General features: G+C 41.1%; 25 protein-coding genes. 3 read left to right on the top strand and 22 right to left on the bottom strand.

Going from position 1 to position 26,171, the window contains the following annotated elements:
- Positions 1–15 precede the first annotated feature (15 nt).
- The 5 genes from GQY27_RS13440 to GQY27_RS13420 all read right to left on the bottom strand — a co-directional run bounded on the left by GQY27_RS13440 (position 16) and on the right by GQY27_RS13420 (position 5,292).
- Entirely contained in the window at positions 16–1,440 is a 1,425-nt protein-coding gene (locus tag GQY27_RS13440; RefSeq protein WP_160035250.1) for a DHA2 family efflux MFS transporter permease subunit, read from the bottom strand.
- A gap of 96 nt (positions 1,441–1,536) precedes the next feature.
- The gene (locus GQY27_RS13435) at positions 1,537–2,106 is read right to left on the bottom strand and encodes a TetR/AcrR family transcriptional regulator (RefSeq protein WP_160035190.1); all 570 of its coding nucleotides are present in this window, start codon (positions 2,104–2,106) and stop codon (positions 1,537–1,539) included.
- A 160-nt stretch (positions 2,107–2,266) separates the two neighbouring features.
- Positions 2,267–3,934 carry a hybrid sensor histidine kinase/response regulator gene (locus GQY27_RS13430; RefSeq protein ID WP_160035188.1) on the bottom strand — a complete coding sequence of 556 codons (1,668 nt, stop codon included), beginning with the start codon at positions 3,932–3,934 and terminating at the stop codon, positions 2,267–2,269.
- Positions 3,935–4,125: 191 nt separating this feature from the next.
- Positions 4,126–4,362, bottom strand: a complete 237-nt coding sequence (locus GQY27_RS13425) for a DUF6953 family protein (RefSeq protein ID WP_160035186.1) — start codon at positions 4,360–4,362, stop codon at positions 4,126–4,128.
- A gap of 102 nt (positions 4,363–4,464) precedes the next feature.
- Entirely contained in the window at positions 4,465–5,292 is an 828-nt protein-coding gene (locus tag GQY27_RS13420) for a helix-turn-helix domain-containing protein (protein ID WP_160035184.1), read from the bottom strand.
- Positions 5,293–5,414: 122 nt separating this feature from the next.
- Here GQY27_RS13420 and GQY27_RS13415 point away from each other — a divergent pair, with 122 nt between their 5' ends.
- Positions 5,415–7,388, top strand: a complete 1,974-nt coding sequence (locus GQY27_RS13415) for a glycoside hydrolase family 127 protein (RefSeq protein ID WP_160035248.1) — start codon at positions 5,415–5,417, stop codon at positions 7,386–7,388.
- Positions 7,389–7,639: 251 nt separating this feature from the next.
- Here the strand turns inward: GQY27_RS13415 and GQY27_RS13410 are convergent, their stop codons facing one another.
- The 3 genes from GQY27_RS13410 to GQY27_RS13400 all read right to left on the bottom strand — a co-directional run bounded on the left by GQY27_RS13410 (position 7,640) and on the right by GQY27_RS13400 (position 11,144).
- Complete coding sequence (locus GQY27_RS13410; protein WP_160035182.1) at positions 7,640–8,581, bottom strand: ring-cleaving dioxygenase; 942 nt, start codon at positions 8,579–8,581, stop codon at positions 7,640–7,642.
- Positions 8,582–8,717: 136 nt separating this feature from the next.
- Entirely contained in the window at positions 8,718–9,764 is a 1,047-nt protein-coding gene (locus GQY27_RS13405; protein WP_160035180.1) for a hemolysin family protein, read from the bottom strand.
- Between the two features lie 72 nt (positions 9,765–9,836).
- Positions 9,837–11,144, bottom strand: coding sequence for a hemolysin family protein (locus GQY27_RS13400; protein ID WP_160035178.1), 1,308 nt, complete (start codon positions 11,142–11,144; stop codon positions 9,837–9,839).
- 447 nt (positions 11,145–11,591) lie between these two features.
- Between GQY27_RS13400 and GQY27_RS13395 the strand changes: the two genes are divergently transcribed.
- Positions 11,592–12,626 (top strand): LCP family protein, encoded by a 1,035-nt coding sequence (locus tag GQY27_RS13395; protein ID WP_160035174.1) that lies wholly within the window; start codon positions 11,592–11,594, stop codon positions 12,624–12,626.
- A 52-nt stretch (positions 12,627–12,678) separates the two neighbouring features.
- On the opposite strand, the gene GQY27_RS13390 is transcribed toward GQY27_RS13395, so the two are convergent.
- Positions 12,679–14,046 carry a uracil/xanthine transporter gene (locus GQY27_RS13390; protein ID WP_160035172.1) on the bottom strand — a complete coding sequence of 456 codons (1,368 nt, stop codon included), beginning with the start codon at positions 14,044–14,046 and terminating at the stop codon, positions 12,679–12,681.
- 49 nt (positions 14,047–14,095) lie between these two features.
- Positions 14,096–14,689: an ankyrin repeat domain-containing protein gene (locus tag GQY27_RS13385; protein ID WP_160035246.1), complete on the bottom strand. Its 594-nt coding sequence runs from the start codon at positions 14,687–14,689 to the stop codon at positions 14,096–14,098.
- Positions 14,690–14,924: 235 nt separating this feature from the next.
- Here GQY27_RS13385 and GQY27_RS13380 point away from each other — a divergent pair, with 235 nt between their 5' ends.
- Positions 14,925–15,833, top strand: coding sequence for a LysR family transcriptional regulator (locus GQY27_RS13380; protein ID WP_160035170.1), 909 nt, complete (start codon positions 14,925–14,927; stop codon positions 15,831–15,833).
- On the opposite strand, the gene GQY27_RS13375 is transcribed toward GQY27_RS13380, so the two are convergent.
- From GQY27_RS13375 to GQY27_RS13325, 12 genes are all read right to left on the bottom strand, one after another.
- Positions 15,830–16,354 (bottom strand): HPP family protein, encoded by a 525-nt coding sequence (locus GQY27_RS13375; RefSeq protein ID WP_160035168.1) that lies wholly within the window; start codon positions 16,352–16,354, stop codon positions 15,830–15,832. The two genes, GQY27_RS13380 and GQY27_RS13375, sit on opposite strands and share 4 nt — an antisense overlap.
- A gap of 131 nt (positions 16,355–16,485) precedes the next feature.
- Complete coding sequence (locus tag GQY27_RS13370; protein WP_160035166.1) at positions 16,486–17,769, bottom strand: DUF6080 domain-containing protein; 1,284 nt, start codon at positions 17,767–17,769, stop codon at positions 16,486–16,488.
- 21 nt (positions 17,770–17,790) lie between these two features.
- The gene (locus tag GQY27_RS21755) at positions 17,791–18,114 is read right to left on the bottom strand and encodes an EamA family transporter (RefSeq protein WP_236570591.1); all 324 of its coding nucleotides are present in this window, start codon (positions 18,112–18,114) and stop codon (positions 17,791–17,793) included.
- Entirely contained in the window at positions 18,101–18,427 is a 327-nt protein-coding gene (locus GQY27_RS13365; protein WP_160035164.1) for an EamA family transporter, read from the bottom strand. The genes GQY27_RS21755 and GQY27_RS13365 overlap by 14 nt, the downstream gene beginning before the upstream one ends.
- Positions 18,424–19,053: an HAD-IB family hydrolase gene (locus tag GQY27_RS13360; protein ID WP_160035162.1), complete on the bottom strand. Its 630-nt coding sequence runs from the start codon at positions 19,051–19,053 to the stop codon at positions 18,424–18,426. Before GQY27_RS13360 ends, GQY27_RS13365 begins: the two co-directional genes overlap by 4 nt.
- Positions 19,054–19,084: 31 nt before the next feature.
- On the bottom strand, positions 19,085–19,996 hold the full coding sequence (locus tag GQY27_RS13355; RefSeq protein WP_160035160.1) for a decaprenyl-phosphate phosphoribosyltransferase: 912 nt from the start codon (positions 19,994–19,996) through the stop codon (positions 19,085–19,087).
- A 360-nt stretch (positions 19,997–20,356) separates the two neighbouring features.
- Positions 20,357–21,562 carry a TraB/GumN family protein gene (locus GQY27_RS13350; protein WP_160035158.1) on the bottom strand — a complete coding sequence of 402 codons (1,206 nt, stop codon included), beginning with the start codon at positions 21,560–21,562 and terminating at the stop codon, positions 20,357–20,359.
- 109 nt (positions 21,563–21,671) lie between these two features.
- Positions 21,672–22,985 carry an ABC transporter permease gene (locus GQY27_RS13345; RefSeq protein ID WP_160035156.1) on the bottom strand — a complete coding sequence of 438 codons (1,314 nt, stop codon included), beginning with the start codon at positions 22,983–22,985 and terminating at the stop codon, positions 21,672–21,674.
- Complete coding sequence (locus GQY27_RS13340; RefSeq protein WP_160035154.1) at positions 22,978–23,880, bottom strand: ABC transporter ATP-binding protein; 903 nt, start codon at positions 23,878–23,880, stop codon at positions 22,978–22,980. The genes GQY27_RS13345 and GQY27_RS13340 overlap by 8 nt, the downstream gene beginning before the upstream one ends.
- Positions 23,877–24,803 (bottom strand): ATP-binding cassette domain-containing protein, encoded by a 927-nt coding sequence (locus tag GQY27_RS13335; RefSeq protein ID WP_201450727.1) that lies wholly within the window; start codon positions 24,801–24,803, stop codon positions 23,877–23,879. The genes GQY27_RS13340 and GQY27_RS13335 overlap by 4 nt, the downstream gene beginning before the upstream one ends.
- The gene (locus GQY27_RS13330; RefSeq protein ID WP_160035152.1) at positions 24,800–25,207 is read right to left on the bottom strand and encodes a GntR family transcriptional regulator; all 408 of its coding nucleotides are present in this window, start codon (positions 25,205–25,207) and stop codon (positions 24,800–24,802) included. The genes GQY27_RS13335 and GQY27_RS13330 overlap by 4 nt, the downstream gene beginning before the upstream one ends.
- Positions 25,208–25,288: 81 nt before the next feature.
- Entirely contained in the window at positions 25,289–26,020 is a 732-nt protein-coding gene (locus GQY27_RS13325) for a hypothetical protein (RefSeq protein ID WP_160035150.1), read from the bottom strand.
- Positions 26,021–26,171 lie beyond the last annotated feature (151 nt).

Raw genomic sequence — 26,171 nt, 5'->3', positions numbered from 1 at the left:
TCTCTATCACTTTATTTACACTTTCACTCTTCGTACAAACAGAGAGACGATGAGTCCAATAATCGAAGCAATAAAAGCGAACATGAATGCATTTTGTACGCCCGCTGTCAGAGCACCTGACATAAAGATCGGATCATTCACGTCACCTGCATGATCAGCCATATATGTCATTTGACCCGCAGACATAATACTAATCGCAATCGCTGTACCGATCGCACCTGCGATCTGCTGCAGTGTATTCATTACAGCGGCACCATCTGGATAGTATTCTTTCGGCAATTGATTAAGACCGTTCGTTTGACCTGGCATCATTATCATCGCCACTCCGATAAAGAGACCGGTATGCATCAGAATAACAGCAATCGTCGAAGTTTCGGTTGTTACATTCGTGAATAAGAATGTGAATAGCGTAGTAATGATGAATCCAGGGAATACAAGTGCTCTTGGACCATACTTGTCAAACAGTCGGCCCGTAAAGGGTGACATCAGTCCATTCACAATTCCCCCCGGCAGCAACAATAAACCAGCAGAGAAAGCAGCTAACAATAGTCCACCTTTTAAGTACAGTGGCAGCAAGATCGAAGCTGACAATATAAGCATCATACAGATAAATACAATGATAACGCCAAAGGTAAACATCGGAAATTTAAATACACGCAGGTTAAGCATAGGTTTTTCCATACGGAATTGTCTTATGGTAAATAAGGTAAGTCCGATGACTCCCAGAAGCAGCGGAATAATGACGTGGGGTTCTCCCCATGAACCAGCTCCTTCTCCTGCATTACTGAATCCATATACAATACCGCCAAATCCGATTGTCGAAAGCAACACAGATAGAATATCAATCTTCGGTTTCGTAATGGTAGATACATTTTGCATGAATTTCAAGCCAAAAAGGAAAGTGAAAATAAGCAGCGGCAGACAGAACCAGAAGATCCAGTGCCAGCTGAGTTTATCAACAACAAGACCAGACAATGTCGGGCCGACAGCCGGAGCAAACGTTATCACAAGACCCATAGTCCCCATTACTGTTCCACGTTTGTGAGCCGGAAAAATAACAAGGATTACCGTAGTCATCAGCGGTAACAATAGTCCTGTTCCGATAGCCTGAATCACACGAGCAACGAGCAGTATGGCAAAACTAGGTGCTATGGCAGCTACAAGCGTACCTAGAATCGAGAATACTAATGACGCACTAAACAGTTGTCTCGTAGAGAACCACTGCAGTAATAAAGCAGAGATAGGAACAAGAATTCCAAGCACAAGCAGATAACCTGTAGTTAACCACTGTACAGCATGGGTTTCAATACCAAAGTCACTCATAATTTCAGTAAATGCCATGTTGAGTGCTGTTTCACTAAGTAAACCAATAAAAGCACCAATCATCAGTGCAATGGTAATGGGAACCGGCCTAATTGCCGGTTTTTCTAAAGATGACATCGTATGCTGACTCAAAAAAACACTCCTCTTAACACTTTTTATCCATATTTAGACCAGTCTATATAATATGTCTGCAAAACATGAGAGACTTCTGCTCTATTTTTCAAGCAAAATAGGTATATATTCAGCGACCACCTGCAGCGGCTGTCCATTCTTATTGGTAAGACAACGTGTAATGGCCCCTTCAATCATACTGATAATGAGCATGGATAGCTTCGTAGCATGCTCAAGTTCAAATCCCTCTTTTATTAAACATATGCGATATGTTTCTTCCCACTTTTCAAAAGCAGCCTGACAAGCGAGTCGCAACGGTTCACTGATCAGCGATGTTTCTGCAGCAACGATACCGATGGGAATCCCTTCGAGTGTATCCACCTCGTTAAAGCAATCTACCATTTTTAAAATATGATTCTGAATTCCCGTTACCGCACTGACATCTTTATTCAGACTTTTCAAGATGTCCGCTTCTACAAATTCAGCCATCCTATGTACAGCTTCTATAGCCAGTTGTTCCTTTCCATTCGGAAAATGGTAGTACAAGGAACCTTTTGGTGCTCCACTTTCTTTCAGAATCTGATTCAGACCCGTTGCATGATAACCCTGCAAGTGAAAAAGACGTGTTGCTGTGGCAAGGATATTATCTCTTGAGTCAATCTTTGAATTCAACCTCTTACCCCACTTCTCATAAAATATAGTGACTGGTCTACTTATTTTCAGACTATATCATTGTATAGAGGTCATTATTTACTGTCAATCTATTATTTGCTAATTCTAAAAAAACTCTGAGCCTTCCATTACGGAAAGTTCAGAGCATAGCTTCCTCGATCTAATCGATAAGGTTTGCTGTTAATTTTTTTGTTTGGCAGGCAATAAGCGCATTATATAGTTGCAATCTTCGGAAAGGTTTAAAAGTTAAGAACGCATACCTCTTCTTCTGCTCGGCATTCAATGTCGTCCCAATGGGTGCTAGAAGTCCAATTGGCACATCCTCGCCGAGGTATGTTCTAATATCCGATGATTCTTCTATACTGATATCCATTAATAGCAAATCATAAGTTAACCCCGACTGGATCTGGATCATCGCTTCCGCTGTAGATGATACTTCTGTTTGTTCGATCCCCCAGCTCTTCAAGAGCCTCCCCAGTGATTGCCTGCTTGTATCGTTATCATCAATGATCAGGATCTTCATCTGTTTAAGAACAGATGAGGAGAATGGTAAATTATCATAGCCGGCATATTCTTTAAATCCAAGTATGATACTGATTTTTGTACCCTCTCCGACCTTACTCTCTACCTCAATAGAGCCATCCATCAGGTTCACTAAATTTTGTGCGATCGCAAGACCAAGTCCTGTTCCGCCGTAGTGATGAATATGGTCGTTTTCATGAGCCTGGTAATAATACTGGAACAACTGAGATATTTTCTCTTCTGCTATACCTACACCGCTATCCTGAATGGTAATTTGAATATACACCTGATCCTCATCCGAAGAATTCAAAAGACGAAGACATACAAGGATTTCACCCTCATGCGTAAACTTCACTGCGTTACTAAGAAAATTAAGCAGAATTTGCCGTACTTTCTCAGCATCACCGAGGAGATATGTGGGGATGTCTGGAGCTACATCAAGAATAACTTCTACGGGCTTGCCGAGCGTCCTAGGAGCAACGCTATAGATGGAATCTTCTACTGTAGAAACAAGATCAAACGGATCCTCTTCCAGTACAGCTTTGCCAGCTTCAATCTTACTATAGTCTAAAATATTATTAACAAGTGACAACAGCGAATTGTTGCTTGACTTCAATAGATCCATATACTCCTGTTGCTGCTCCGAAAGCTCCGTTGTTTCTAGCAGATCGGACATGCCGATCGTTCCATTTATTGCATTACGAAGTTCGTGAGTGATTATGGCCAGAAATTCTGATTTATGTTGTGTCATCTGATCAGCCATTTGTACTTCATTACGTAATTTCTGGACTTTCAATTCAAATTCTTTCTTATCTCGATATAGCATTTCATTCCGCTTCACTTCAAGGTCAATAATTCTTTCTAGTTCAATAATATAAGACAAGAACATCGCCATGGAAGACAGCGTCTGTATATCTTCATCTTTAATTATCGCTGAGCTTCTATCAAGCACACATAACGTTCCAAATAGTCTTCCGCTCTTATAACTAATCGGCACTCCAACAAAGGAGTGGTCCCCTATCTGCACTGTAATATCTAATTCCTTCGTTACTGAATGCTCCAGAGTGCTCGAGATAACAACCGGTTCTCTGCCAACCAAACTGCAATACGATTGCTTGTAAGGAAGCGAACCCCCTTCCTCTACGAGGATCTCCGCTCTGTTAAAAGCTTTCAATATCTTATTCGTTACACCATCATTCGTAGCTATAAAAATAGTCTCTGCTTGAATAAGAGACTTCAAAACATCAATAATATGACTTGCAGCCTCTTCAAAATTTTGAAAGAAACGTGATTTATCCTTGATCATAGTTCACCTCTATTTCATACGACGCGATGAAACCTACCAAAAGTATACACTATATTTATAGATATTACCTGTTGATAAATCTTTATAATGATTATATTACAAGAAAAAAATTCCAACTAGTTCCTAACGCCTCTATTCAATGATGCAAGTAAAAAACACGACCCATTACACGGATCGTGTTTATATTTCTCTTAGGTCCAGCCCCACATAAATCCATCACGATCCCAGGCGATTCGTCCCTTATGAAGTTTACGGAAAGCTTTCTTCACTTCTTTCTCTAGTGAGGCATTCCCATTCTCATTAACAAATACGAATTCCTCTCCAAAATGTTCACGTACATAACGAATGGCATCTTCTTGATATAAATTCCCTTTAAAACGAATTTCCTCTACCATCCATTCGGCTACCTGTTCAGCTGTATATGACATCCTTTATCTACCCTTTCAATTCCATGTGACACTCTCGGTTTTCTTTCATTTTAACACATTATTGGTCCATTTGTTTTCATTCATGATAGGAGCTTTATTCACTTACTCCTTATTCAGCTTGGTCAGACGGAATTCCCTTCGGTACGATGTAGGCGTCACACCGGCTAAGCGCTTGAACCATTTGGCAAACTGTTTATCATCTTTTATGCCAACGAGCGCGGCAACTTCTTTAATATGTAAGTTTGTACCTGTCAGTGCTTCTTTGGCAGCATCAAGCTTTAATCGGTGAATGTAACCCAGCACGCCAACACCAAACCTTTTCTTAAACATACGCGATAAATAATCTTTGTTATATCCCATTTGATCTGCTATTTTCTCAACTGAAATATCCTTACTTTGTGCATGCAGACGAATCCATTCGAGGAGTTCGGGAAGCTGCGGATTCAGTGCCGAATATTCATCTGCGTCTTGAAGCTGTTCTGCGAGTTCAATGAGAAGCGTGGTCAGAAAATAGTCTCCTGCTCTCCCTATTCGATACCCGCCGCTCCCTGCATGCAGAAGCTGACGTGCGAGAATATGTACTCGGTTTGGATTTGGGCATCTTGCATACCTTGGAATTTGTCCGTAAGATTCTGCTTCAGCAGAGGATGCCTGTTCAGGTAATAGAAAGTGGAACCAGTAAAATGAAACCCCAGGCTGGGAAAGCTTGTACCCGCGGTGCCTCTCTCCAGGTTCAAGCAGCAAAACATCCCCTTCCTTCACTTCGTACATTAACCCGTTCACTTCAATAAAAATGACCCCGGATACGCCAATAATCAGTTCATAATCTTCAATTGTCCGGTCCATATGAGACCAGGATTCATCCGATAAGAAGCGTCCGCCCATCACAAAAGTATAAGGTTCCTGCAAATAAAGGGATAACAAATTCATTTTCTCCTTTCCCCTCATGATGAGGTCAGTTTTTGACACCTATTATACCTTACCTTCTACCGACAAAGGGCAGCATTCTGCACTATGATGAAATAAAAGATCATGAAATGGAGAGTGAGATCATGAATAAAGTAACCAGTGCGTTTCCATCTCAACCTTTACCGCTAAAAAATATTGCCATTAACGATTCCTATTGGACTCCTTATGTTGAACTTGTTAAAAATACGGTTATCCCTTACCAATGGGATGCATTAAATGATGCAATTCCTGACGCTGAGCCAAGCAGAGCGATTCGTAATTTCCGCATTGCTGCCGGACTTGAGGAAGGTGAGTTCCATGGCTTTGTATTTCAGGACACTGATCTATACAAATGGCTCGAAGCCGTTGGCTTCTCTCTATCCACTTCTCCTGACCCTGATCTTGCCAAGATCGCTGATGAAGCCATTGACCTGATTGCTGCTGCACAAGATGAGGACGGTTACATTAATACCTATTTCATGGTGGCTGCTCCAGATAAACGGCTGACCAATCTTCATGACTGTCATGAATTTTATACGGCTGGTCATTTAATTGAAGCGGCTGTTGCCTATTACGAAGGTACAGGTAAAACCAAACTTTTGGATGTAGCAAAGAAATTTGCTGACTTCATCTGCCTTACCTATGGGCCAGAGCCCGGTCAAATCCGAGGATATGATGGTCATCAGGAAATAGAGCTTGCTCTCATTAAACTGTACCAAGTAACTGGTGATTCAAAATACCTCGATCTCAGCTCTTTCTTTATCGATGAGAGAGGTCAAAAGCCAAGTTTCTTCCGCGAAGAATGGGAGCGCCGGGGACGGAAGTCTTTCTGGACGGGTGATGTTGTACAAAAACATTTTCCTACCCTCGAATACTGGCAGGCGCACAAACCGGTTCGGGAACAAGAAGTAGCGGTAGGCCATGCAGTAAGGGCAGTTTACATGTATACCGCAATGGCGGATTTAGCCATTCTCAAAGGGGATCAGGAACTGCTGAATGCTTGTAAAAGATTATGGAATAACATTGTCCATAAACAAATGTATGTGAATGGCAGCATTGGTTCAACCCATCACGGGGAAGCCTTTACTTTTGACTATGACCTGCCTAATGATACAAACTATTCCGAAACCTGTGCATCCATTGGCCTTATTTTCTTTGCTAGACGCATGCTTCAAGCAGAGATGAAAGGTGAATACGCAGATGTGATGGAGCGTGCACTATACAATACGGTAACAGCCGGAATTGCTGAGGATGGAAAACATTATTTCTATGTAAATCCGATGGAAGTATGGCCGGAAGCAAGCAAAGGAAATCCAGGAAAACATCATGTGAAAGCCGTTCGTCAAAAATGGTATGGCTGTGCTTGCTGTCCTCCTAACGTTGCCCGTTTGTTATCTTCCCTTGGCTCATATATCTTTACTGCAAGCGAGGATACACTTTATACCCATTTATATATCGGTAATGAAACCCAGGTCACACTTGGCTCTAGTAAAGCAACAATTGAGCTTACAAGTGAACTACCTTGGAATGGACTAGCGAGCTTACAAGTTCAAGAAGTAGAAGGCGATGGAATGTTCACTCTTGCTGTACGGGTACCATCCTGGTCTCAGGACACGTCCTTCCGCGTAAACGGAGAAGAAATTACGGCTGAAATTCGTGATGGATATGCCTACTTCAAACGCACATGGAAGAAAGGCGATCAGCTGTCCATTCATTTTGATATGCAAGCACGGCGTCTGTATTCTCATTCAAACGTAAGAGCAAATGCAGGCCGGGTGGCCCTGCAGCGCGGTCCGCTCGTTTATTGTCTGGAAGAGATGGATAACGTCTCTCCGCTTACATCTGTTCGTCTGCCAGCAGATGCTCAAATTCGCGAAGTAACCGGCATATGGAATGATGAAATTGTATTCCTTGAAATGGACGGTATCCGCCAAGAAGAAGATAAAGAACAGAAAGATACTCTCTACTCTAGTGCACCGCCGAAGCAGGAATCTCAGCGGCTGCTAGCTGTTCCATACACATTATGGGGGAACCGTACACCAGGTGAGATGCAGGTCTGGATCCGAGAACAGTCCTAATTAAAATATAGCCTTTCAATCACGAGAAATTTACTAGGGGAACGTAAGAAAAAGCTATCTCCTTCGGTCAGATTACGATGAGTACTGAGCCGAATTGGAGCCGTCACCTCCGTACCACCTAAAGAAGAGTCAGGTCTATACTTGGCTCTTCTTCTTTTTAAGCATTAAAGTATGGGTAATATTCGCGTAGTGCATACTATAAATTCTTTGCAGTATAGAACAAGCTTTCCATCTCTATCCCTACTAAGTAATCAATCAATGGGCTGCAAATTCGCTTCAATCTCGGCACGTCTCTCTTCTAAAAAAGGAGGCAGATCTAATCCTTTTCCAAGCGACTCCACACTTGCATCCACTGTAAATCCAGGACCGTCTGTCGCCATTTCGAATAAAATTCCATTTAATTCACGGAAATATAAACTTTGGAAGTAGAACCGATCTACGATCCCAGAAGTGCGGAATCCCTGTTCGTTTGCAGCCCTATCCCAATAACGCAATTCTTCTTCGTCCTTCACACGGATCGCAATATGATGAATACTTCCTTTGCCGGGTTTTTCCGTAGGGCCATCCTGCTGTTTCACTACAAACTCTCCAAAGGACTGTCCAACTATGGATTGATACACTACTTCATGCTCCGAACGAGATGCCTCTACATAACCGAGGAGTCCCTTTAAGGTTTTGTCTAATTGATCTGCATGACGTACGGTTAATTCAATCGCACCCATTCCTAATATACGATGCTCTACAGGCACCACAGATTCTTCCCATGCTGACCAGTATTCAGGAATTTCTAATCCGTTATTGTTCAGCAGCACCATTCGGAGACCTTCGTTATCCTGAAAATGCAGTGCATCTTTCCCCGCATATTGGGTGATTTCTCCATGTTGTACCTCAAGTATCTCAAATCTATTTTTCCAAAAAACCAAACTCTCATAGGATGGGACAAGCAGCCCAATCTGGCTAATGCTATTCGTTCCACGAATCGTACTGCCTACGTGAGGCATTTCAAAAAAAGATAGTTCTGTTCCTGCACTTCCTGTTACATCACCATAAAAAAGATGATACATACCAGGGTCATCTTGATTAACCGTCTTTTTCACTCTGCGTAAACCGAGTACCTTTGTATAAAATTGATTGTTTTCTTTCGCTTCCTTTGTGAGCATAGAAATATGATGATGACCTGCAATCGTATACATAATGAGCTCTCCTTTATTAATTAATGTAGCTGCAAGCTCCGATTGATTAATGATTATATTATCTTAAATTTAAGATATATGATTTGCTTCAAAAATACAAGCCCGCCCGATCACAATAGATCTAGGCAGGCTATGATTAGATGAGCACCGCTTCGTCACGAATATCTCCTACAATTTCTTCTAAGATATCTTCCATCGTAACGAGCCCTATCGTAATCCCTTCTTCATTCGTTACTGCCGCGATATGAACACGACTTTGCTGCATTTTTATGAGAACATCTTTAATTGAAGCGTTCTGCGAGAAGCGAGGCATATCATGGATAAAGTCACTCATTCTACATTCTCTTCCTGCAGCCAAACTTGTCAGCATTTCTTTCGTGTTAATAAATCCGATAAATCTATGTTTATTTTCCTCTTCGTTAACGGGATACCGCGTGTATTCATTCTGGTTCAGAATTTCCATCATCTCGTTAAGGGACATTCCGCTGCTTAAAATAACGATCTGCTCGCGTTCGATCATAATTTCTTTAAGCAATCGTTCATCAAATGCAAAAATGTTCTCCAGATAATCAAGTTCTGTTTGATTGATCTCTCCGCGTTCATAGCTATGATTCACAATCAGCTTAAGTTCCTCTTCAGAATACACAGTATCGTGGCCAGAAGGTTTCACCCCAAATATACGAAGCAAGATCCGAGCAGAACCATTCAGTCCATAAATGAACGGATACATGACTTTACCGAACCAATAAAGCGGTGTAGCAAGTAGTAATGTCATCTTTTCTGCAAACTGAATTGCTAGTGTCTTTGGTGCCAATTCACCGATAACAACATGCAAAAATGTAATAATAGCGAGGGCAATAGTGTATGATAGCACAGTTGCTAGAGCTTCTGGTACACTAAAATGTTCAAATATCGGATGCAGTATCTTTTCAACTGTCGGTTCACCCAGCGCACCAAGTACAAGCGCAGTAATGGTAATACCGAGCTGACAGGCTGATAGATAATAATCAAGATCATGTGCTACTTTTTTAGCAGTTATCGCTTTTTTATTCCCATTCGCAATCAGTTGTTCGATTCTGGACATCCGTACTTTAAGAATTGCAAATTCAGCTCCGACAAAGAAAGCGGTGAGTCCAATAAATACAGCAACCAAAACTAAGTTTAACGCAATTATTCCGTCCAATTCATTCCCTCAGGCTGAGGGATTCACCTCCAAGAAATTGATCTTACTTTCTTTCATCAAAAGAGAATCCCTCTATTTATGATGAACACGCTGAAGAATAACTTGTTTAATCTGAAAGTTATCCATCTCAGCTACAGTCCATGTAAATTCTCCATGTTCAATCACATCACCGGTCTCAACCGTCGTACCTTTTTGATATTGAATCCAACCTCCAATGGTGTCCATCTCTTCATCGCCCTCAAAGATGAAACCAAACTGCTTCTCCAATTCGTCCAGGAGGACACGCCCGTTAATCAAATACTCATGCTCCCCTGTTTTTTGTATATCGGCTACTTCATCCGCATCAAATTCATCACGAATCTCGCCTACAATTTCTTCTAATATATCTTCCATGGTAAGAATGCCGGATGTACCTCCATATTCATCAATAACGACGGCCATATGCACTTGTTGCTGCTGCATTTTGATCATGGCATCCTGAATTCTTGTGTTTTCAACAACATAAGGAAGTTCCCGGATGAAATCCGCAAGCGTGCTTTCTTTTTCAGAAACAATATAGGGCAGCATCTTCTTTACATTCACTACCCCAGCGATTCGATCTTTGTCCCCTGCCTCAATGACAGGATAACGGGAGTAGTTGTATTGATCTAGAATAGGTATGATATCTGCATACTGCATATCCTTATCTAAAGTAATCAGTTCCGTCCTAGGAACCATAATGTCTCTGGCAACGCGCTCGTCAAATGAAAAAACATTTTCCATGTAGGCAAGCTTCGTCTGATTAATCTCGCCGCCTTCATAACTTTGATTCATAATAATTCGCAGCTCGTCTTCCGAATAGGCCTGATCATGTTCCGCAGCCTTTACACCAAAAGCGCGAAGAAGGACACGTGACGCCCCATTTAATGCCCAAATGAATGGATACATCACCTTACCAAACCCATAAAGGGGTGCAGCTAGCAACATCGTCATCTTCTCGGCGTATTGAATCGCTACCGTCTTAGGTGCCATCTCTCCCACTACTACATGCAGAAAGGTTACGAAAATAAAAGCAATCGCATAAGAAGCAGCAGAAGCAATTGATCCTGGTACCTGTAAATAATCAAATAATGGATATAATAAGCGTTCAACCGTCGGCTTTCCTAGAGCCCCAAGTCCGAGCGCCGTAACCGTAATACCTAATTGACAGGCTGAAAGATAATAATCTAGATCGGCGACGACCTTCTTCGCTAAGACCGCTTTCTTATTGCCTTCGGCAATGAGTTGGTCGATCTGAGACATACGTATTTTAACAACAGCAAATTCGGATGCAACGAAAAAAGCAGTGAGTCCAATCAATATAACAAGTAAAAATAAATTCGTAATGGTTACAATGTCCAATGACTTCCCTCAGCTGAGGGATTCACCTCCAAAAATAGTTTCATTCTAAGTGAGTTCATTATCCTTTTTGGACTGTCGGTAGCATAAAGAAGACTACCCGCCTGGTATGTGGATGCATATAAATTATTCCACAGCCCATTTCTGAATCGGTTTACATCCGCAATTTGATAAAAATGCAAAAACGCCTTCCCAATGAGTTCTACCTCCTTTTTTGTGATCCATACTGAATTAAAACAAGAAAACCATACAGCTCAACGTAACGGTTTACTTGTTTCAACGATACCATATAATCTAAAAATCTCTAAACTTACCTATATTACAATTTCGTAAGAAAACTGTAAGTTAAAACATTAGCACGCCATCTTTACATTTATTTATAATTAAATTTGATAAATGACCCTTAACCTATGGATTTTAATCCTACTTGATTTGAAAGGATAATACCTGATGACCAAGAAAACAAAACAAACCCTGATTACTGTTATCACATTGACTGCGCTGGTTGCTTTACTCGCGGGGGGTTACTATTTTATTTCTATTGCAAATGAACTTGGAGACTTGCAAAAGACAGGAGAAGATTCGCCCTTTTACAATATTGAAAAGGTAGATCAGGACTCTTCCATAGAGCCCCCGGTTTGGGAAGGCGATGAGCCTGTAAACGTGCTTCTTATGGGTGTGGATGCGAGAGGTTTCTCTGAAGGGGAAATCCCGCGGTCTGATACGATGCTCGTGGCTTCTATAGATCCAGTTACGAAGAAAATCTCCTTGTTCTCTCTGTTACGTGATACATACACCGCAATACCGAATCATGGAAACAACCGAATTAATACGGCCATTACCCATGGTCCAGACGTAGCAATGCAAGCGGCAAGTGACCTTTTAGGAATCCCCATTCAGTATTATGTGTACACTGACTTCCAAGGCTTCATAAAACTCGTTGATGCAGTGGACGGTGTGGATATCGAAGTAGAAAAAGATCTATATTATGTAAGCAAGGCAGATAACCATGAGTACGATATTGATCTCAAACAGGGATTTCAGCATCTTGATGGAGAAAAAGCATTAATGTATGTCCGTTTTAGACATGATGCGATGTCGGACTTTTCTAGAACAGAAAGGCAGCGGAAACTGCTGGGAGCCATTGCTGAGAAACTGAAAACAACGTCATCCCTTGCAAGGCTTCCCTCGATCCTAAAGGAAGTGAGCCCATATATTGATACGAACCTTACCTTTAATGATATCTGGAAGCTTGCCGCTCTTGGGATTCAGAGTAATTTCCAAGCTACTGAGCAAATACCTCCTATGAATTTAATTAAAGAGACAAAGATTGGCGGTGCAGCTGTTCTTACCGTCAAAGACCCAGTTGAACTAAAAGCATATGTTCAAGATGTGCTCAGCTCCGGACAAGCTTCCGTAGATCACGAAGAAGATGTGGAAAATAAAGAAGATACAGAAGATATAGAAGCAATTTCAACCTATTAAAAAAAGCCATTACCCGGTATCTCTACGGGGTAATGGCTTTTGTCATCATGTATTAGTTAGCGGAAGAATTGGCCGCTGTCTTTGTCTTAGACAAAGTTGCTGTTGTCGCTGCTTTTGTCTCGTATTTATCCCAGCGCACAAAATTCTCTAGGATAATTACCATGATTACACCAATCACAAGTCCATTAGACAGAATTGGGGTTAAGAGCGGTGGAAACTCGGTAAACGCAGAAGAAGGAATATTCATGATGCTGATTCCTATGAGTACCGGAAGAGCCACACGATAGATCGTTTTGGGATTGAAAACTGCCCCTTGGAACGTCCGAATCGCTGTACCAAACATCTGCAAGTAAGCTGCGAAGAGCACTGCATTTCCTACGGATAAAGGAAGCTGCGCTAACCATCCGCTGAGGGAAGGAAATACCCCTACCAAGATAAACATGACGGAGCCTGCGAATAGAGCAGCTCGGCGCAGCACCTTCGTATTTTCAAGAAAACCAATAGAGGAAGCAAAGGTACCAAACGGAATGAGTCCGAGACAACCGCCCAGAATGGAGAAGATATTCGTAAACAAAAAGGATCTTCTGTACTGTTTCTCGGTTGTCTCTCTCTGATACATTTTGCTCGCTGCGATTAAGCTCGTTAAGGTATTCGTCATATTTACGAGGCCGGCGATTAGACCAACTAAGATAATTCCAGGCTCTAGCTGCGGGGTTCCCCATGGGAACCAGTGCCATACCCCAGTTGCTCCTTCAGCAACAGAGCGCGCACTCTCTCCGCCTCCGAAGAGAATAGCATAAGCAATCCAGCCTACAACAATTCCGCTCAGCAAAGAGAACTGTCCGAATTTACCTTTTCCTTTAATATGAATAATGGCGACAACCACAATAATGAAGAGTGACAAACCGGCAAGCGACAAATCCCACTTCCCTGTCTGATCATATCCGATCATGCCTTTAAAAAAGGTGTTCGCCAGCTGAAAAGTGAGCAAAAGCAAATAGACACCCATAACAATTGGCGTAAAAATACGCTGGAGCACTTTTATAAAGCCGCACAGCGTAAGGATAATAACCAGTATACTTGATAGAATAAAACCACTGGCCAGACTGGCTGCTACGGAACTAAGAGAAAGCCCCATCGCAGGTGCAGACGCACATATACTGAGAACAAGTCCCCACCACACGCCAGCCGGCCCATCCATCAGTGCATAACGATGTCCCCATATCACTTGTATGATACAGAGAATTCCGGTCAGTATGAAGGAACGCTGCATCGATCCAGCAATCTCACCCGGCGCAAGCCCGAGTGCATGACCAATGGATAGGGGTACCATAACTGTATTTGTAAACAAAAAGAAAAGCCACTGCACACCGGCAAGCAGCACACTAAATGAATATCTTGATTTCAACTGATCCATCATTTCTATTTCCCATCTTTCACCATCATAATTACGTAATCTTTGTATATCTTTATTTAGCCCCTGCCTGTTCTAAAATGGATATGATTTCGTTGTATCCATGCCTCTTAGCATGCTGCAAAGGTGTGACCCCGTCACTGTCGGCCAGATTAACATCCGCTCCATGAGAGACAAGCAGTTTCACAATTTGAGTATGGTTTACCCCGCCATCGCCTAGAATGACAGCTTCAAGCAGAGCAGTCCATCCTAAATTGTTGACATGATCAATATCTACATCCGAATGCTGAAGTAGATACTCCACAACCTCCACATGACCTCGGTCAGCAGCAGGAATAAGAGCAGTGCCTCCAAAACGATTGGTTACTCCGGTATCCGCTCCAGCTTCCACCATGAGTTTCACGATCTCTAACTTTCCCTCGGCACCTGCATAGAGCAGTGGATTGTCGTTCCGCTGATCTCGGATATTAAGGTCAGCCCCTGCCTCAATCAATGCTTTTACCGTATCTTGCTTATTGTTATGAGTCGCTGCCAGGATCGCTGTCCGTCCCTTGGCATCTGTTGTATTTATATCTACACCTGATTCCACTAATGCTAAGACTCGGTCGGTTTCACCGCGTTCAGCTGCCTTGATTAGTTCTGATGGCATCCCTTCTCCACCTTCCTTCTTTACTTCTTCCCTGGATGGTTCGTTCGAAGGATGATTACAACCTAAAAGCATGAGTACAAGTACACAAATGAATCCTGCTCCAGGCAACCTCACATTATCCCTCCATCCCTATGCTATGTTTGTATGGTATCATGAGCATAACTATATTAAAAATATTTAATACCTTGCAAAAGTATATGGAATTCATATAGATATCGACAAGGAGAGCATACCTATGGATATTAAACAATTACGTTATTTTATCGCGCTTGCAGAAGAACTGCAGGTGACTTCCGCTGCACAAAGACTTCACATGTCTCAGCCTCCGCTTAGTCAGCAGCTAAAGATGATGGAAACGGAACTCGGTGTACCGCTGTTTCATCGGAATGGACGTCACCTTGAGATTACCTCTGCGGGTAAAACACTGTATGAGCATGCACTCAGCATCACACGGATGATGGAAGAAGCAAAAGCTGAAGTGAAAGAATCGGGAATGGGTGTACGAGGTAAACTTTCGATTGGAATTAATACATTATCTGATGAGCGGCTCCCTGAGATTTTGAGTACTTTTCGCACCCTTTATCCCAAAGTCATCTTCAAAATTCAGCAGAACGAGACAAACGTACTCGCCAAACTAGTAAAAGAAAAGATTCTTGATGTAGCGATTGTGCGCCTCCCCATTTCACTTGAAGATTATGATTACGCCATTGTAGGCGCAGAACCATTATATTTTGTCACAGGAAAAGAGGACTCCACGCCTCAATCGGTCACAGCAAACGGTGCTATTTCCTATGAGGCCATTTCGGAATATCCACTTATCCTCCCTAGCACGGAGGGGCTTGGACTGTATCACTTAATCTTGGATCAATTTCATGCTCGGGGACTCTCTCCTGCTATTGTTGGAGAATGTTCCGATATCGGGATTCTGGTAGAACTTGTGGCTTCCGGTTTTGGGGCGTCTATACTTCCTCGTTCCTCATTACACCGATATGATAACCGTAATATTCAGACATATGAAATTAATGGTCCTCAAGCCACCTCTAGCTCTGCCGTGATCTGGCTAAAGCAACATTATCTCAGTAAGTCTGCTCAAAAACTAATTGAATTACTTACTTCCTCTTCATCTATATCTTCTTATAACTAGATCCAAAAAGTCGGATATGCACGATTACTCCGCATGTTATTGATGATGAGTGCGATGAGTACAATGATCAGAGAACCAATAAGTACAGGTGAAAGAAGATAACTCCAACCATATCCGCCCAGCATAATAATGATGGGATCTGCTCCCGCTGGCGGATGGGTCGTCTTCGTTAACATCATCAGTGAAATGGCCAAGCCTACTGCAAGTCCAATCGCCCAAGGTTTTGCGCCAATGAGATGGTAAGCTGCTAACCCAACGAGTGCCGATACAAAGTGACCGCCGATAATATTACGGGGCTGTGATAAAGGAGCATTCCATACACTAAATGCAAGTACACAACTTGCTCCAAAAGGAGCCATTAACCATTCAGAAGAGGTCATGCTGGTGAGAAATGCTAGAATCGAGATCGTTATGAAACCTCCGATCAGTCCAGTCAGTGAATCTTTTACATCAATTTGCAGTGGACTGCTGCCTGCTCCTTTCATTTTTATTAAATACCCTTCGACGTTCATTCTTTTCATGGCTTACCTCTTTCCTTATGATTTTCTTTATACACAAAACCAAATTTTTTAAAAAAAGTAAAGAGTTTTTTTCCAGAATAAAAAAACCAACCTCATAAAAATGAGGTGGTTTACATAAATAAATTCTTTTATCACATTTGAAGATAAGCATCTGATATGACTTCAAGTGTGTTCGAATGAAGAATAATGTTGTTTGTTATCGTTAGGATTAGAATGAGTACCATGATCACCATAAAGAATGAAGTCCATCTTTTGTGTCTTATGATCTTCGTAACTTGAGCGATAATCAATAACTGAGCGAATAAGTAATGCCCTGCGTAAAGATATAAATCATACTTAAATGCACCCAAGCCGTAGCCAATACCAAGATGCAGGAATACAGCAAAAAGGACAAAGGACATTAATGTCCATGTATCTTTTTCTTTTCTTCTATAAAAAATAGAAGCCGCTCCTGAGATCAGCAAGACCATTCCTAATAGGTGAGAAAAAATAGAATAGTCTGCGGTAATGTCTGTTGCAAAGGCTACAATCCCCTGATCTATTAAAGTGATCGATGGGGTAAGAATCGGACTAACGAATAACATGTAAAAAGCTTTCCAGTGATGTTGAAGTGAGAATGGAGCAACGTAACTGAATCCTGCATTATTTAAATTTGTTCCCATTTTCTCAAACCATGTATGCCCATCGAACAAGATATACTGAATTAAGCTAAATAAGACTGTTGTCAGTATAAATGTGACACCTATCCTTAAGACTAACAACAGGTTGTTTCTTAATTCTTTTTTCTTATAAACACTAATAAAAACAGCAATAAAAAACGGTACGATATTCGTCGATGTGATAGCAAAATTTAAAAAGCCAAATAGTGCGATTGGTATTACTTTATAACTGTCATGCGTTCTGCAGTACTGTAAATACAGGATAGAGACAAGAAGTCCAAACTGAGCATAACAATAGGAATCTGGAATAAGTGAGGTAAAGATTAAATATGAACTCGATCCAAAGAGAAGTGTGAAGATTACAGCATATGTATAAGATACTTTTTGTCTGCACAAGTAAATAAAAAACACAGCAGTGCTAACCGCATTGATTACCGATTGAAGAATCAGAAAGAAAGAATTATTCACCGTCATCTTGGCTGCATAAGCTAAGGGGACCGTTAGAAAGTTAATAAAAGGATGCACTACAGACCCATGATTGAATGAATAGTATAGAGAAGGATCGAAATTGAAAATATTTAAAGTAAAGGGTACGCCGTAAAACGGGCTGAAACGCTGAAGCAGACTTGCATGATCGCTCATATACGTAATATATGGGAAGTTCAATAAAAGATAGAGCGCTGTAAAAACGAAAATAATAATCAATGCCGTATAATTTTGTCTTTTATCTTTCGTTACATATTTTAAAAAATTCATACTCACCCATCCTATTTTGTACTAGTAGTAAATAATTAAAAACAATCCCAAACTTATAAAAATAGCTCCCCCAATGTTAACCGAATTAATATTTTCTTTGAAAAACACGTAGGACAACAGGATGGTCCATATAAAGGTCAAACCGTTTGAAATGACGACCGTAGAATAGGGAAGAATGCCTAATAAATAAATATTTATTAAGGATCCTGTTCCATAAAAAGATAAACCCAGCAGCAGTACAAGCCATTTTTTATCAAAAGAATACTTTTTAAATAAGACCGATCCAAGCGAGCCACATAGGGTCATAACGACTACCAGTACATACGCTAAACTATTTTTTTCCATAAGAAGTCATAGTCACTCCTATACCTATAAAAACAATGCCAAATAGATCTTGAATATTTATACTTTCATTAAAGAGAGTCACTCCATACACTAACGCTAGAATATAACTGATCGACATGAGCGGGGCTGCCACAGACAGTGGGATATACTCCATACCTTTAATCATCAGTACAGCGCCAATCATATAACATAAGAAACCGATAAAAATATAGATGACTTCGGTATGTCCCCATCTCCAAAACAATTGTCCTGTAGCAGACATAAATGAGGAAAGGATCATCAAACTTATTCCTGTGTATTTTGTTTTGTTCATGCTTTAAAATCCTCAATCCGCCTAAGACGTTTATTTATCCATTTTTTATGCTGAACTAGTTGAAACATGGGTTTATCTGTTTTTGAGTCAGAGTAGGCGTAGGATTCCTCAAAATGTATAGAGAGATGGTTCTCGTCTAGATATTGATGAATCCTTCTCACCTTTTCCTCGCCGCTGCAATTCTCCCCCTTCATTGTATTTATGTATTTCCCCTCTGTATCCACATTCAGTTCGGTCGCAATGACCTTGTCGATCTGAGGCATTTTGATTTCAAAATACTTTAGGTATGCATAAGGTGATGCAGACACCAAAAGGATGTGATATCCCTCTTCCTTCTTTTTAATAAGTTCGCTCCGAACATGATCACATATGAATCTACTCAATTTGTTGTCATAAAACTCTTCTAGATCAGCTTCTGTCAGCTTCTTCATGAGGTAGAAATAGTATTTTTTTACCTCACCAACATGAATCAAGCCAAGTTTAAACAATACGGTATTCCATACTACAGGAATGATGTTTAAAACATACTGCGGTTTCTTTTTAAGACTGAACCAAAAAAATAGAAACATCGAGTCTCTTGTAATTAACGTATGATCCACATCGAATATGGCAAAATTCCTCTTCATTATTAAAATCTCCTTGGAAAAAAATAAATCACTATTCAAAAGTTATAAGAATAACGAGAACAACCAAAACATATAAAATCACCGTGTATAATATATGTTTATCTTCTAAGAGAATTCGATCTGGCGATCCTCCCTTTTCTTCTACATGAACGAGATATAAATATCTAAAAACACCATAGATGACGAGTGGAATGGTCCACATTAGGTGAATTGTTCGGCCAGAGCTAAACGTGAACATCGAATAACATATAATCGTTGACGTAGCCACAATAACCATGAGTTGATCGAGCAGCATCATATTGTATTTTGCTAGTACTTTTCGATGTGAGGTGCTTTCGGTGTTCAAAATGAACAGCTCATTTCTTCTTTTTCCGATCGCTAGAAAGAGAGAGAGTAAAAGGGTACAAAGTAGAAACCAAGGAGTGATATTCACATCGATGATGAGTCCGCCTGCTAAAGCTCGTAAAACAAACCCGGCAGCAATAATCATAATGTCAATAATCACAACTTCTTTTAGTTTTAGAGAATAAAGCACATTGATAATGAAATAGACTACAAGAACAATCGTAAATAAATAACTTAAAAAGAGAGACATAATAAGGGAAAACGTTAATAAGGCCACCCCAAATAATAACGTAAACGTAGGGTTAAGTTCGCCAGAAGCCATCGGTCGATTTTTCTTCGTCGGATGTATCTTATCAGCTTCGATATCAACATAATCGTTGAGAATATAGACACTCCCAGAAACAAAGCAAAAAAGGATAAATCCAATGACAGTATTCACCAAGTTCATCACACTAAAATGATCCAATGAGAATAGTAATACTGCAAAAATAAGTAGATTCTTCGTCCACTGTTTGATTCGTAATTGTCTCATTAATAACAAAAATAAATTATTCACCTGAGGTATTGCTTTGTTTTCTTTATGCGTTTCTAGTGACATAACTCCTTTTTCCTCCTAAAATATTCTGCTCCTATAGATAATTCGCGTTTCGCAAGATTTATATATGTAAATTCTACATGAAATTAAATACCTTTACCAAAATTTACAACAGTTACAATCTTAATATACTATTTAGCTAAAATCCACATAATCCCAACATTTATATGAATATGTTTATATCTATAGACTTGGAAAGAGAATAAGAATTATAAATACGACAATTAGCCAGGCAACAATTACGTCGCCTGGCTGTAACTTTTTTTCGGATGCCGCCATGTGCTGTATCCTGACTCCCCTCGCACTTGGCTGTCTAGTTCACTGTGTGTGCTGGTTATTTAAAGCCAGTGACAATCACACGCTTTATTTGCGAACCACTGTGTAGCCTTTATCCTGAAGCAGCTTAATAACGCCGTATTCACCCAGATAGTGTCCTGCGCCAACAACGATGAAATACTCTTCTTTCTTGTTGCTTTTCAGGTAACCGTCGATTTTATCTGCCATTCCAATATTTCGATCAATCAGCATCGCTTTATAAAACTCAGGTTCGACAGCCATGCTGTTGGTGAATTCAAGTAACATTTCATCATTCCCTGATTTCCACATATCGGCCATTTGGTCCACACTATCATCAAGCGTATCAAAATCGTCTAGCGCAGTCTTCAAATTCCGCTCCTGCAACTCCTTGGAGAAATCATCAAACATGCCAAGTTGGGACTCATAGGATTCTAGCTCCAGAACTGGTATTTTGCGCTCCATCGCTTTCTGGATGAAATACAGATCAATACCTGCAGCTGCTTCGTACCCTGCTGTCATTGTTTTCAGTGTACTGATCGTTGTCTCGACTACCCAAGGCTTATATGCATCTAGTGCGTTCTTTTCCATTCCATTTTGCTTTAGAATTTCTTCAAGCTTCGCATAGGTTTCCTTGGACACATGGTCCTTCAGCGTAGTTCCATCCTGGTACATTCCCATATTCGTAATCAATTTTTGCTGTTCTTCATCTACGGCTTTACTAATATCGACCTCTACACCTAGATAATCCGCTTCAGCAAAAGCTTCCTCATACTCTGAACGCAGTGGGTAAAAACTATCATCCGCAATATGCATCGATCCTACGAGATATACGGTATTCCCGTTGTTCTTCACTTCCCACATGAAACCGCGGGCAGCTTCTCCCGTTGTTTTGGAAACCAAAAGCACCATTCGGGACTTCTTATCCCAATGCACTTCGTAACCGGTGGCTTCACCCACGGTACGAATGGGAACATAGGTTACGCCGTTAATCAGCTTTGTTTTACTTTTCAATGTAATCTGCTTACCGTCAACAACTGCTTGAATGGTTCCATTCTGGACATGGGACAGCTTAACATTCATCGCCTCGAATGTTGTTCTCAGCGGTACCATCATTGTGCCCTGGTCAACAATAGGTGTACTTGTTGCATATTTAACTTTCTGATCGTTTATCTTTAGTACCGGTTGCTGTGGTGCAGCCAATGCAGGGGCTGCTGAGGCGAGCATACCCGCTGAAATAATGAGCGATAAGAGCGATTTTTTCCAATGGTTCATGTTAGATTCTCCTTCATTTATGAATAATAGAATGTAATCCAGTAGTACCTTAAATAAAAATCAACTCTTATAAATGGCTAACGAAATAAATAAATGATTTGTATTCTAGTTACATTTTAAAAGCTTTCATCGCTTTACGAAGTTCCGCTACGCTCGGACGTTTCCCGTACATCAGTACGCCCGTACGATAGATCTTCGCTGACAACCATCCAAAACCTAAGATCGCTGCAATCAGAATGATTAAGGATACCCATATCTCCCATACCGCGATCTCTCCCATTCCGACCCGAAGGATCATCACCGTTGGAGCAGTGAACGGCACATAACTTGAGATTTGAACAAGTAAGCTGTTCGGCGTTCCCATACTGAAGATCCCGATGTAGAAAGCAGCTAGAGACAGCATCGTCATTGGCGTAAGCGCCTGACCTAAATCTTCCGTACGACTGACAATGGAACCTATCGCAGCGAACAGAACGGCATACAAGAAATAACCAAATATATAGAATAATAGTCCATAAAAAAGTACATCGAGATTCAGTAAAGTTAAATCAATGTTCATGGAACTGAGCATTTCTTTATTATGAGGCAACATGAGATTTGCGAAGATCGTAAGTCCAAAGATCCCAATCTGTGTCAAACTCAGCAAGAAAATACCGATGATTTTACCGAACATTTGCGTCATTGGAGACACACTCGTGATGAGAATCTCCATAATCCGTGAGCTTTTCTCTGCGGTAATTTCGGAAGCAATCATATTCCCTGTCATCACGGTAGAGAAGAAGAATAGAATCATGAGCACATAGACAAATGCATAGTTTACACCTTGTGAAGCGGCATCCTCTGTATCTGCAGTGCCTGAACTATTTTCTACATTTATTTCCTTCGTAATCAGTGATACCTGTGTGCTAATATCTGCGATCTGCTGTTCCGTAAGGGAGTTCTGTGCGATTACTTTGGTTTTTGCATTTTGAATGGCAAGTTGCAGCCACGTTGCCACTTCGGAAGATACATCCCCACCCGGAGAATAGTAGGTTGCTATAGGTGATACAGATCCTTCCATATTCTCAAGCGTTACATAGCCGTCAATAATTCCATCGTTTACATCCTCGTCTAGCTTCAATTCGTCGGCTGATTCGTAGGATACAAGCTTAAATACAGGGTTAATAAGACCATCTGTATATAGTTTTAGTTCTTCTCCTACTCCCTGTTGTTCAGGATCCGATACCACAAGACCAATAGAGGGAACGTCTGCTCCTTTCGCTCCGCCATTATCTTTTTCTCCACCATTAAAAGAGGAAATAAGATAAGGAAGATTCATACCAATCGTCATCAGAATCACAAGGATGAGGGTCGTCACTTTAAAAGCTTTGGTCTTCGCCTTCTGCTTGTAGGTAAATCCGATAATCGTCCCAAGTTTATTCATTACCTGTTCCTACCTCCTTGATAAAGATTTGATTCAGTGTAGGTTCTTTAATCTCAAAATGCTCCACTGTAGCGGTTTCTAATGCTTTTTGCAGCACAAGCTGGGCCGCCTCCATGGAACGAATCGTGATTAGATAGCCACGCTCCATTCGTTCCACCTTCGTAACACCCGGCAATAGCTCCAGTCCGCTCACCTCTTCTGAAGTGATCAAACGTACCTGTTCACGAGGATATCTAGATTTAATCTCTCTAATGCTTCCTTCCACTACGGAATTACCGCGTTGAAGTATGGTGATATTCTGACACAGCTCTTCAACATGCTCCATACGGTGTGTCGAGAACAAGATGGCTGTTCCTTCATCTCGCATTTCTTTTACTGTTGATTTCAGCAGCTCCACATTCACGGGATCAAGACCACTAAATGCTTCATCTAAAATCAGAATTTGCGGGTGATGAACAACAGCAGCGATAAATCCCATTTTCTGCTGATTTCCCTTAGAAAGTTCTTCAATTCGTTTGTCGTAGTACTCTGGCACCTCAAATTTCTCAAGCCAGTATTTTAAGCTCTCGTCTGCCTCTTTTGCTGACATTCCGCGTAGACGACCTAAGTAATTGATCTGTTCACTTACCTTAACCTTCGGGTACATTCCACGTTCTTCAGGCAAGTAACCCATCAGATGCTGAAGTTCAGGACTGAATGATTTGCCGTTGTAGCTGATCTGACCCCCATCAGGATAAATAAGTCCAAGCACCATACGCATCGTTGTCGTTTTTCCTGCCCCATTGGCACCAAGCAATCCGTAGATTTCTCCTTCTTTCACCGAAAGAGTTACCCCGTTAACTGCAAGTTTGTCTCCATACTGCTTCATTACTTGGTTCAGTTCGAGTCGATTCATTTGATATGCTCCCCCTTTTTCATTTCCCATCCTGCAGGTCCATGCCCCTGAATCCAGTACATTAAAATTTCCTCCAGCTCAAGTACTCTTGCTTTTAGTGGTAGTATCGCCGCTTCATCTAACACTTCAAGTACATCTGCTGCACGCGTTGTTACTATTCTACGAATCCGTTCCGTTTCCTCTGACCATTCCAAAACTCCAGGCAAATGAGCCGGTTTGATCTCTCCTTCGTACCAAATCTCTCGCCAACTATCCAGCAAAAGATCCTTCTCCACCATACCGAGCGTCTGCCCTTTGTGCATCAGCACGATGTAATCTGCCAGCTTTCGGATCTCATCAATGATATGAGTCGCAATAATAATCGTAGTATCCCCTCGCTGCATGTATAGCTGAAGCTCCGCAAGCATCTGTTTCCATGCGAAAGGATCGAGCCCAGAAGATGGTTCATCCAAAATGAGCAGTTTAGGCCGAACCGCAAGCGCGGCGGCTAACTCAAACTTGCGCCGTTCTCCCTTGGACATTTTCTTTAATCTGCTGCCTCGGGGTACATCAAACTTAGTAAGCAATCCCTCGAATAGAGCGGCATCCCAATTCGGATACCAGAAAGCTCGGAATTCGGCTGCTTCCTCCACCGTAAGTCGATCCTCTTCTGGACTTGAATACTCAGCAACTGATCCTATTTTTTCACGTATCTCTGGTGGAAGTTCCTTCTTATCATACTGCTCGCCAAACCATAAAATGTGTCCTGCTTCAGGGAGTACAACTTTCTGAAGCATATTCAGAAGTGTCGTTTTTCCTGAACCATTGGGTCCGACAAGGGCATAAATATATCCTTCATGAAGGTCTAGATGAATGGGACCAATCGCTTTTCCTTTTCTTGATTTATACACTCCATGCATGGAGATTACTGAGTACTCGTTCATTTCTCTGTCTCCTCCTTCTCCGTATAAAACTCATTCATCACTTCAGAAAACCAGTGTTCCAGTTCTTTACGAGTACTGCCAACAGATTTGCCAACCTTCACGGCCTGAGTCAATGCCTCTCTTACTGCCCCCTGTTTATAAACTTCTTTTTTATCTATCCCAACCTGAGCAACAAAGGTTCCTGTACCTTGTTTCGTACGAAGCAAGCCCTCATTCTCCAGATCTTGATATACTCTTCGGACCGTAATGACACTACAGCTAAGATTGCCTGCAAATTCACGAATGGAGGGCAATAATGTACCCTCTTTGACTTGGCCTGTAATAATAAGCGAACGCAATTGATTCTCTATTTGGGAATATAAGGGTTCAGCGCTATTCTCATTGATCTGTATAGGTATGTGCACGCGATGCCTCCCCCTTCTCTATATAAATTGATATTTTCTACGATGCTCACTCCCTGCTTATGAACAAGGTGGAAACAGAGATTAACTTACATCTCGTAGTAATAATTTTTTCTTCGTATGCTTAAAAGTGAGTGTCATGAGGAGGATTCCAGATATGAGCATGATCCACATTCCGGGAGCAAGTAACCCCCACTTCTGACTGTGCTCTATCGAAAACTGAATCAGGTTCCAATCAAGTATAGATATCGTGAGCGCGATAAAAGAAAGTACTATAAAACTAACGATGCCTAACAAAAAACAAAGTTTTCCATTCATTGCGAACTCCGAGTATATATATAAGGTGTTTGCAACAACTCCATACCCGATCCATAGTAGTGAGAAAGCGAGAACTTGATCTAGCCTGAAATTTTCTGCCCGCAGAGTGAGAAAATAGATCGCAGTGAAAAAAATTACACCGTTTATAGCAAAAGTAACCAACATTTGAAATATACGACTCCATAAAATGGTTGATGCAGGAATGGGTAATCTTCGCATATACGATAACATCTGTGAATAAGAGTCATCCTGTAAATACCGGAATGATCTTCTTGAGAGGAAGAAACCTAAACATGGGATCAGCAGAAGGAATATATTATGTACTACTAACGTGTAGTCCTGCATTTTCATTTCTCTTAACCCCGTACCAGTAAGGAAGCTTCCGGAAATTGCCGCAATGTATAGAGTGAATAGAATTGTCCAGATCCAGTTCAGCCGATCGCGCTTAAAATCTGTTTTGGTCAACCACCATGCTTGCTTCCATATTGTCGAATTCATGATTCCATCCCCTCCACTGAAACTAGGTGTGATTACTGTATATATCTTTATACACAGTATACAAACCAAAACTTACCTCCGTCAACCTTTTTCTTCCATAAAGTAAAAAATGATGATAACCACACCTTGATCTCATGACTTTTTTACACAA

The sequence above is a fragment of the Paenibacillus sp. An7 genome (assembly GCF_009870785.1).
In the GTDB taxonomy this organism is placed as follows: Bacteria; Bacillota; Bacilli; order Paenibacillales; family Paenibacillaceae; genus Paenibacillus.
This window is presented reverse-complemented; position numbering and strand designations above follow the sequence as displayed.

Coding starts and splice junctions, on each gene's coding strand:
- GQY27_RS13425 (WP_160035186.1), bottom strand. CDS start 4,362: ATGTCATATACAGCTGAACAGGTAGCCGAATGGATGGTAGAGGAAATT.
- GQY27_RS13350 (WP_160035158.1), bottom strand. CDS start 21,562: ATGAACCATTGGAAAAAATCGCTCTTATCGCTCATTATTTCAGCGGGT.
- GQY27_RS13420 (WP_160035184.1), bottom strand. CDS start 5,292: ATGAATTTGTTATCCCTTTATTTGCAGGAACCTTATACTTTTGTGATG.
- GQY27_RS13395 (WP_160035174.1), top strand. CDS start 11,592: ATGACCAAGAAAACAAAACAAACCCTGATTACTGTTATCACATTGACT.
- GQY27_RS13365 (WP_160035164.1), bottom strand. CDS start 18,427: ATGAACAAAACAAAATACACAGGAATAAGTTTGATGATCCTTTCCTCA.
- GQY27_RS13390 (WP_160035172.1), bottom strand. CDS start 14,046: ATGATGGATCAGTTGAAATCAAGATATTCATTTAGTGTGCTGCTTGCC.
- GQY27_RS13440 (WP_160035250.1), bottom strand. CDS start 1,440: ATGTCATCTTTAGAAAAACCGGCAATTAGGCCGGTTCCCATTACCATT.
- GQY27_RS13340 (WP_160035154.1), bottom strand. CDS start 23,880: ATGAATCGACTCGAACTGAACCAAGTAATGAAGCAGTATGGAGACAAA.
- GQY27_RS21755 (WP_236570591.1), bottom strand. CDS start 18,114: ATGGAAAAAAATAGTTTAGCGTATGTACTGGTAGTCGTTATGACCCTA.
- GQY27_RS13370 (WP_160035166.1), bottom strand. CDS start 17,769: ATGAATTTTTTAAAATATGTAACGAAAGATAAAAGACAAAATTATACG.
- GQY27_RS13415 (WP_160035248.1), top strand. CDS start 5,415: ATGAATAAAGTAACCAGTGCGTTTCCATCTCAACCTTTACCGCTAAAA.
- GQY27_RS13360 (WP_160035162.1), bottom strand. CDS start 19,053: ATGAAGAGGAATTTTGCCATATTCGATGTGGATCATACGTTAATTACA.
- GQY27_RS13430 (WP_160035188.1), bottom strand. CDS start 3,934: ATGATCAAGGATAAATCACGTTTCTTTCAAAATTTTGAAGAGGCTGCA.
- GQY27_RS13375 (WP_160035168.1), bottom strand. CDS start 16,354: ATGAAAAGAATGAACGTCGAAGGGTATTTAATAAAAATGAAAGGAGCA.
- GQY27_RS13325 (WP_160035150.1), bottom strand. CDS start 26,020: ATGAATTCGACAATATGGAAGCAAGCATGGTGGTTGACCAAAACAGAT.
- GQY27_RS13380 (WP_160035170.1), top strand. CDS start 14,925: ATGGATATTAAACAATTACGTTATTTTATCGCGCTTGCAGAAGAACTG.
- GQY27_RS13355 (WP_160035160.1), bottom strand. CDS start 19,996: ATGTCACTAGAAACGCATAAAGAAAACAAAGCAATACCTCAGGTGAAT.
- GQY27_RS13345 (WP_160035156.1), bottom strand. CDS start 22,985: ATGAATAAACTTGGGACGATTATCGGATTTACCTACAAGCAGAAGGCG.
- GQY27_RS13335 (WP_201450727.1), bottom strand. CDS start 24,803: ATGAACGAGTACTCAGTAATCTCCATGCATGGAGTGTATAAATCAAGA.
- GQY27_RS13410 (WP_160035182.1), bottom strand. CDS start 8,581: ATGTATACGATTGCAGGTCATCATCATATTTCTATGCTCACAAAGGAA.
- GQY27_RS13385 (WP_160035246.1), bottom strand. CDS start 14,689: ATGCCATCAGAACTAATCAAGGCAGCTGAACGCGGTGAAACCGACCGA.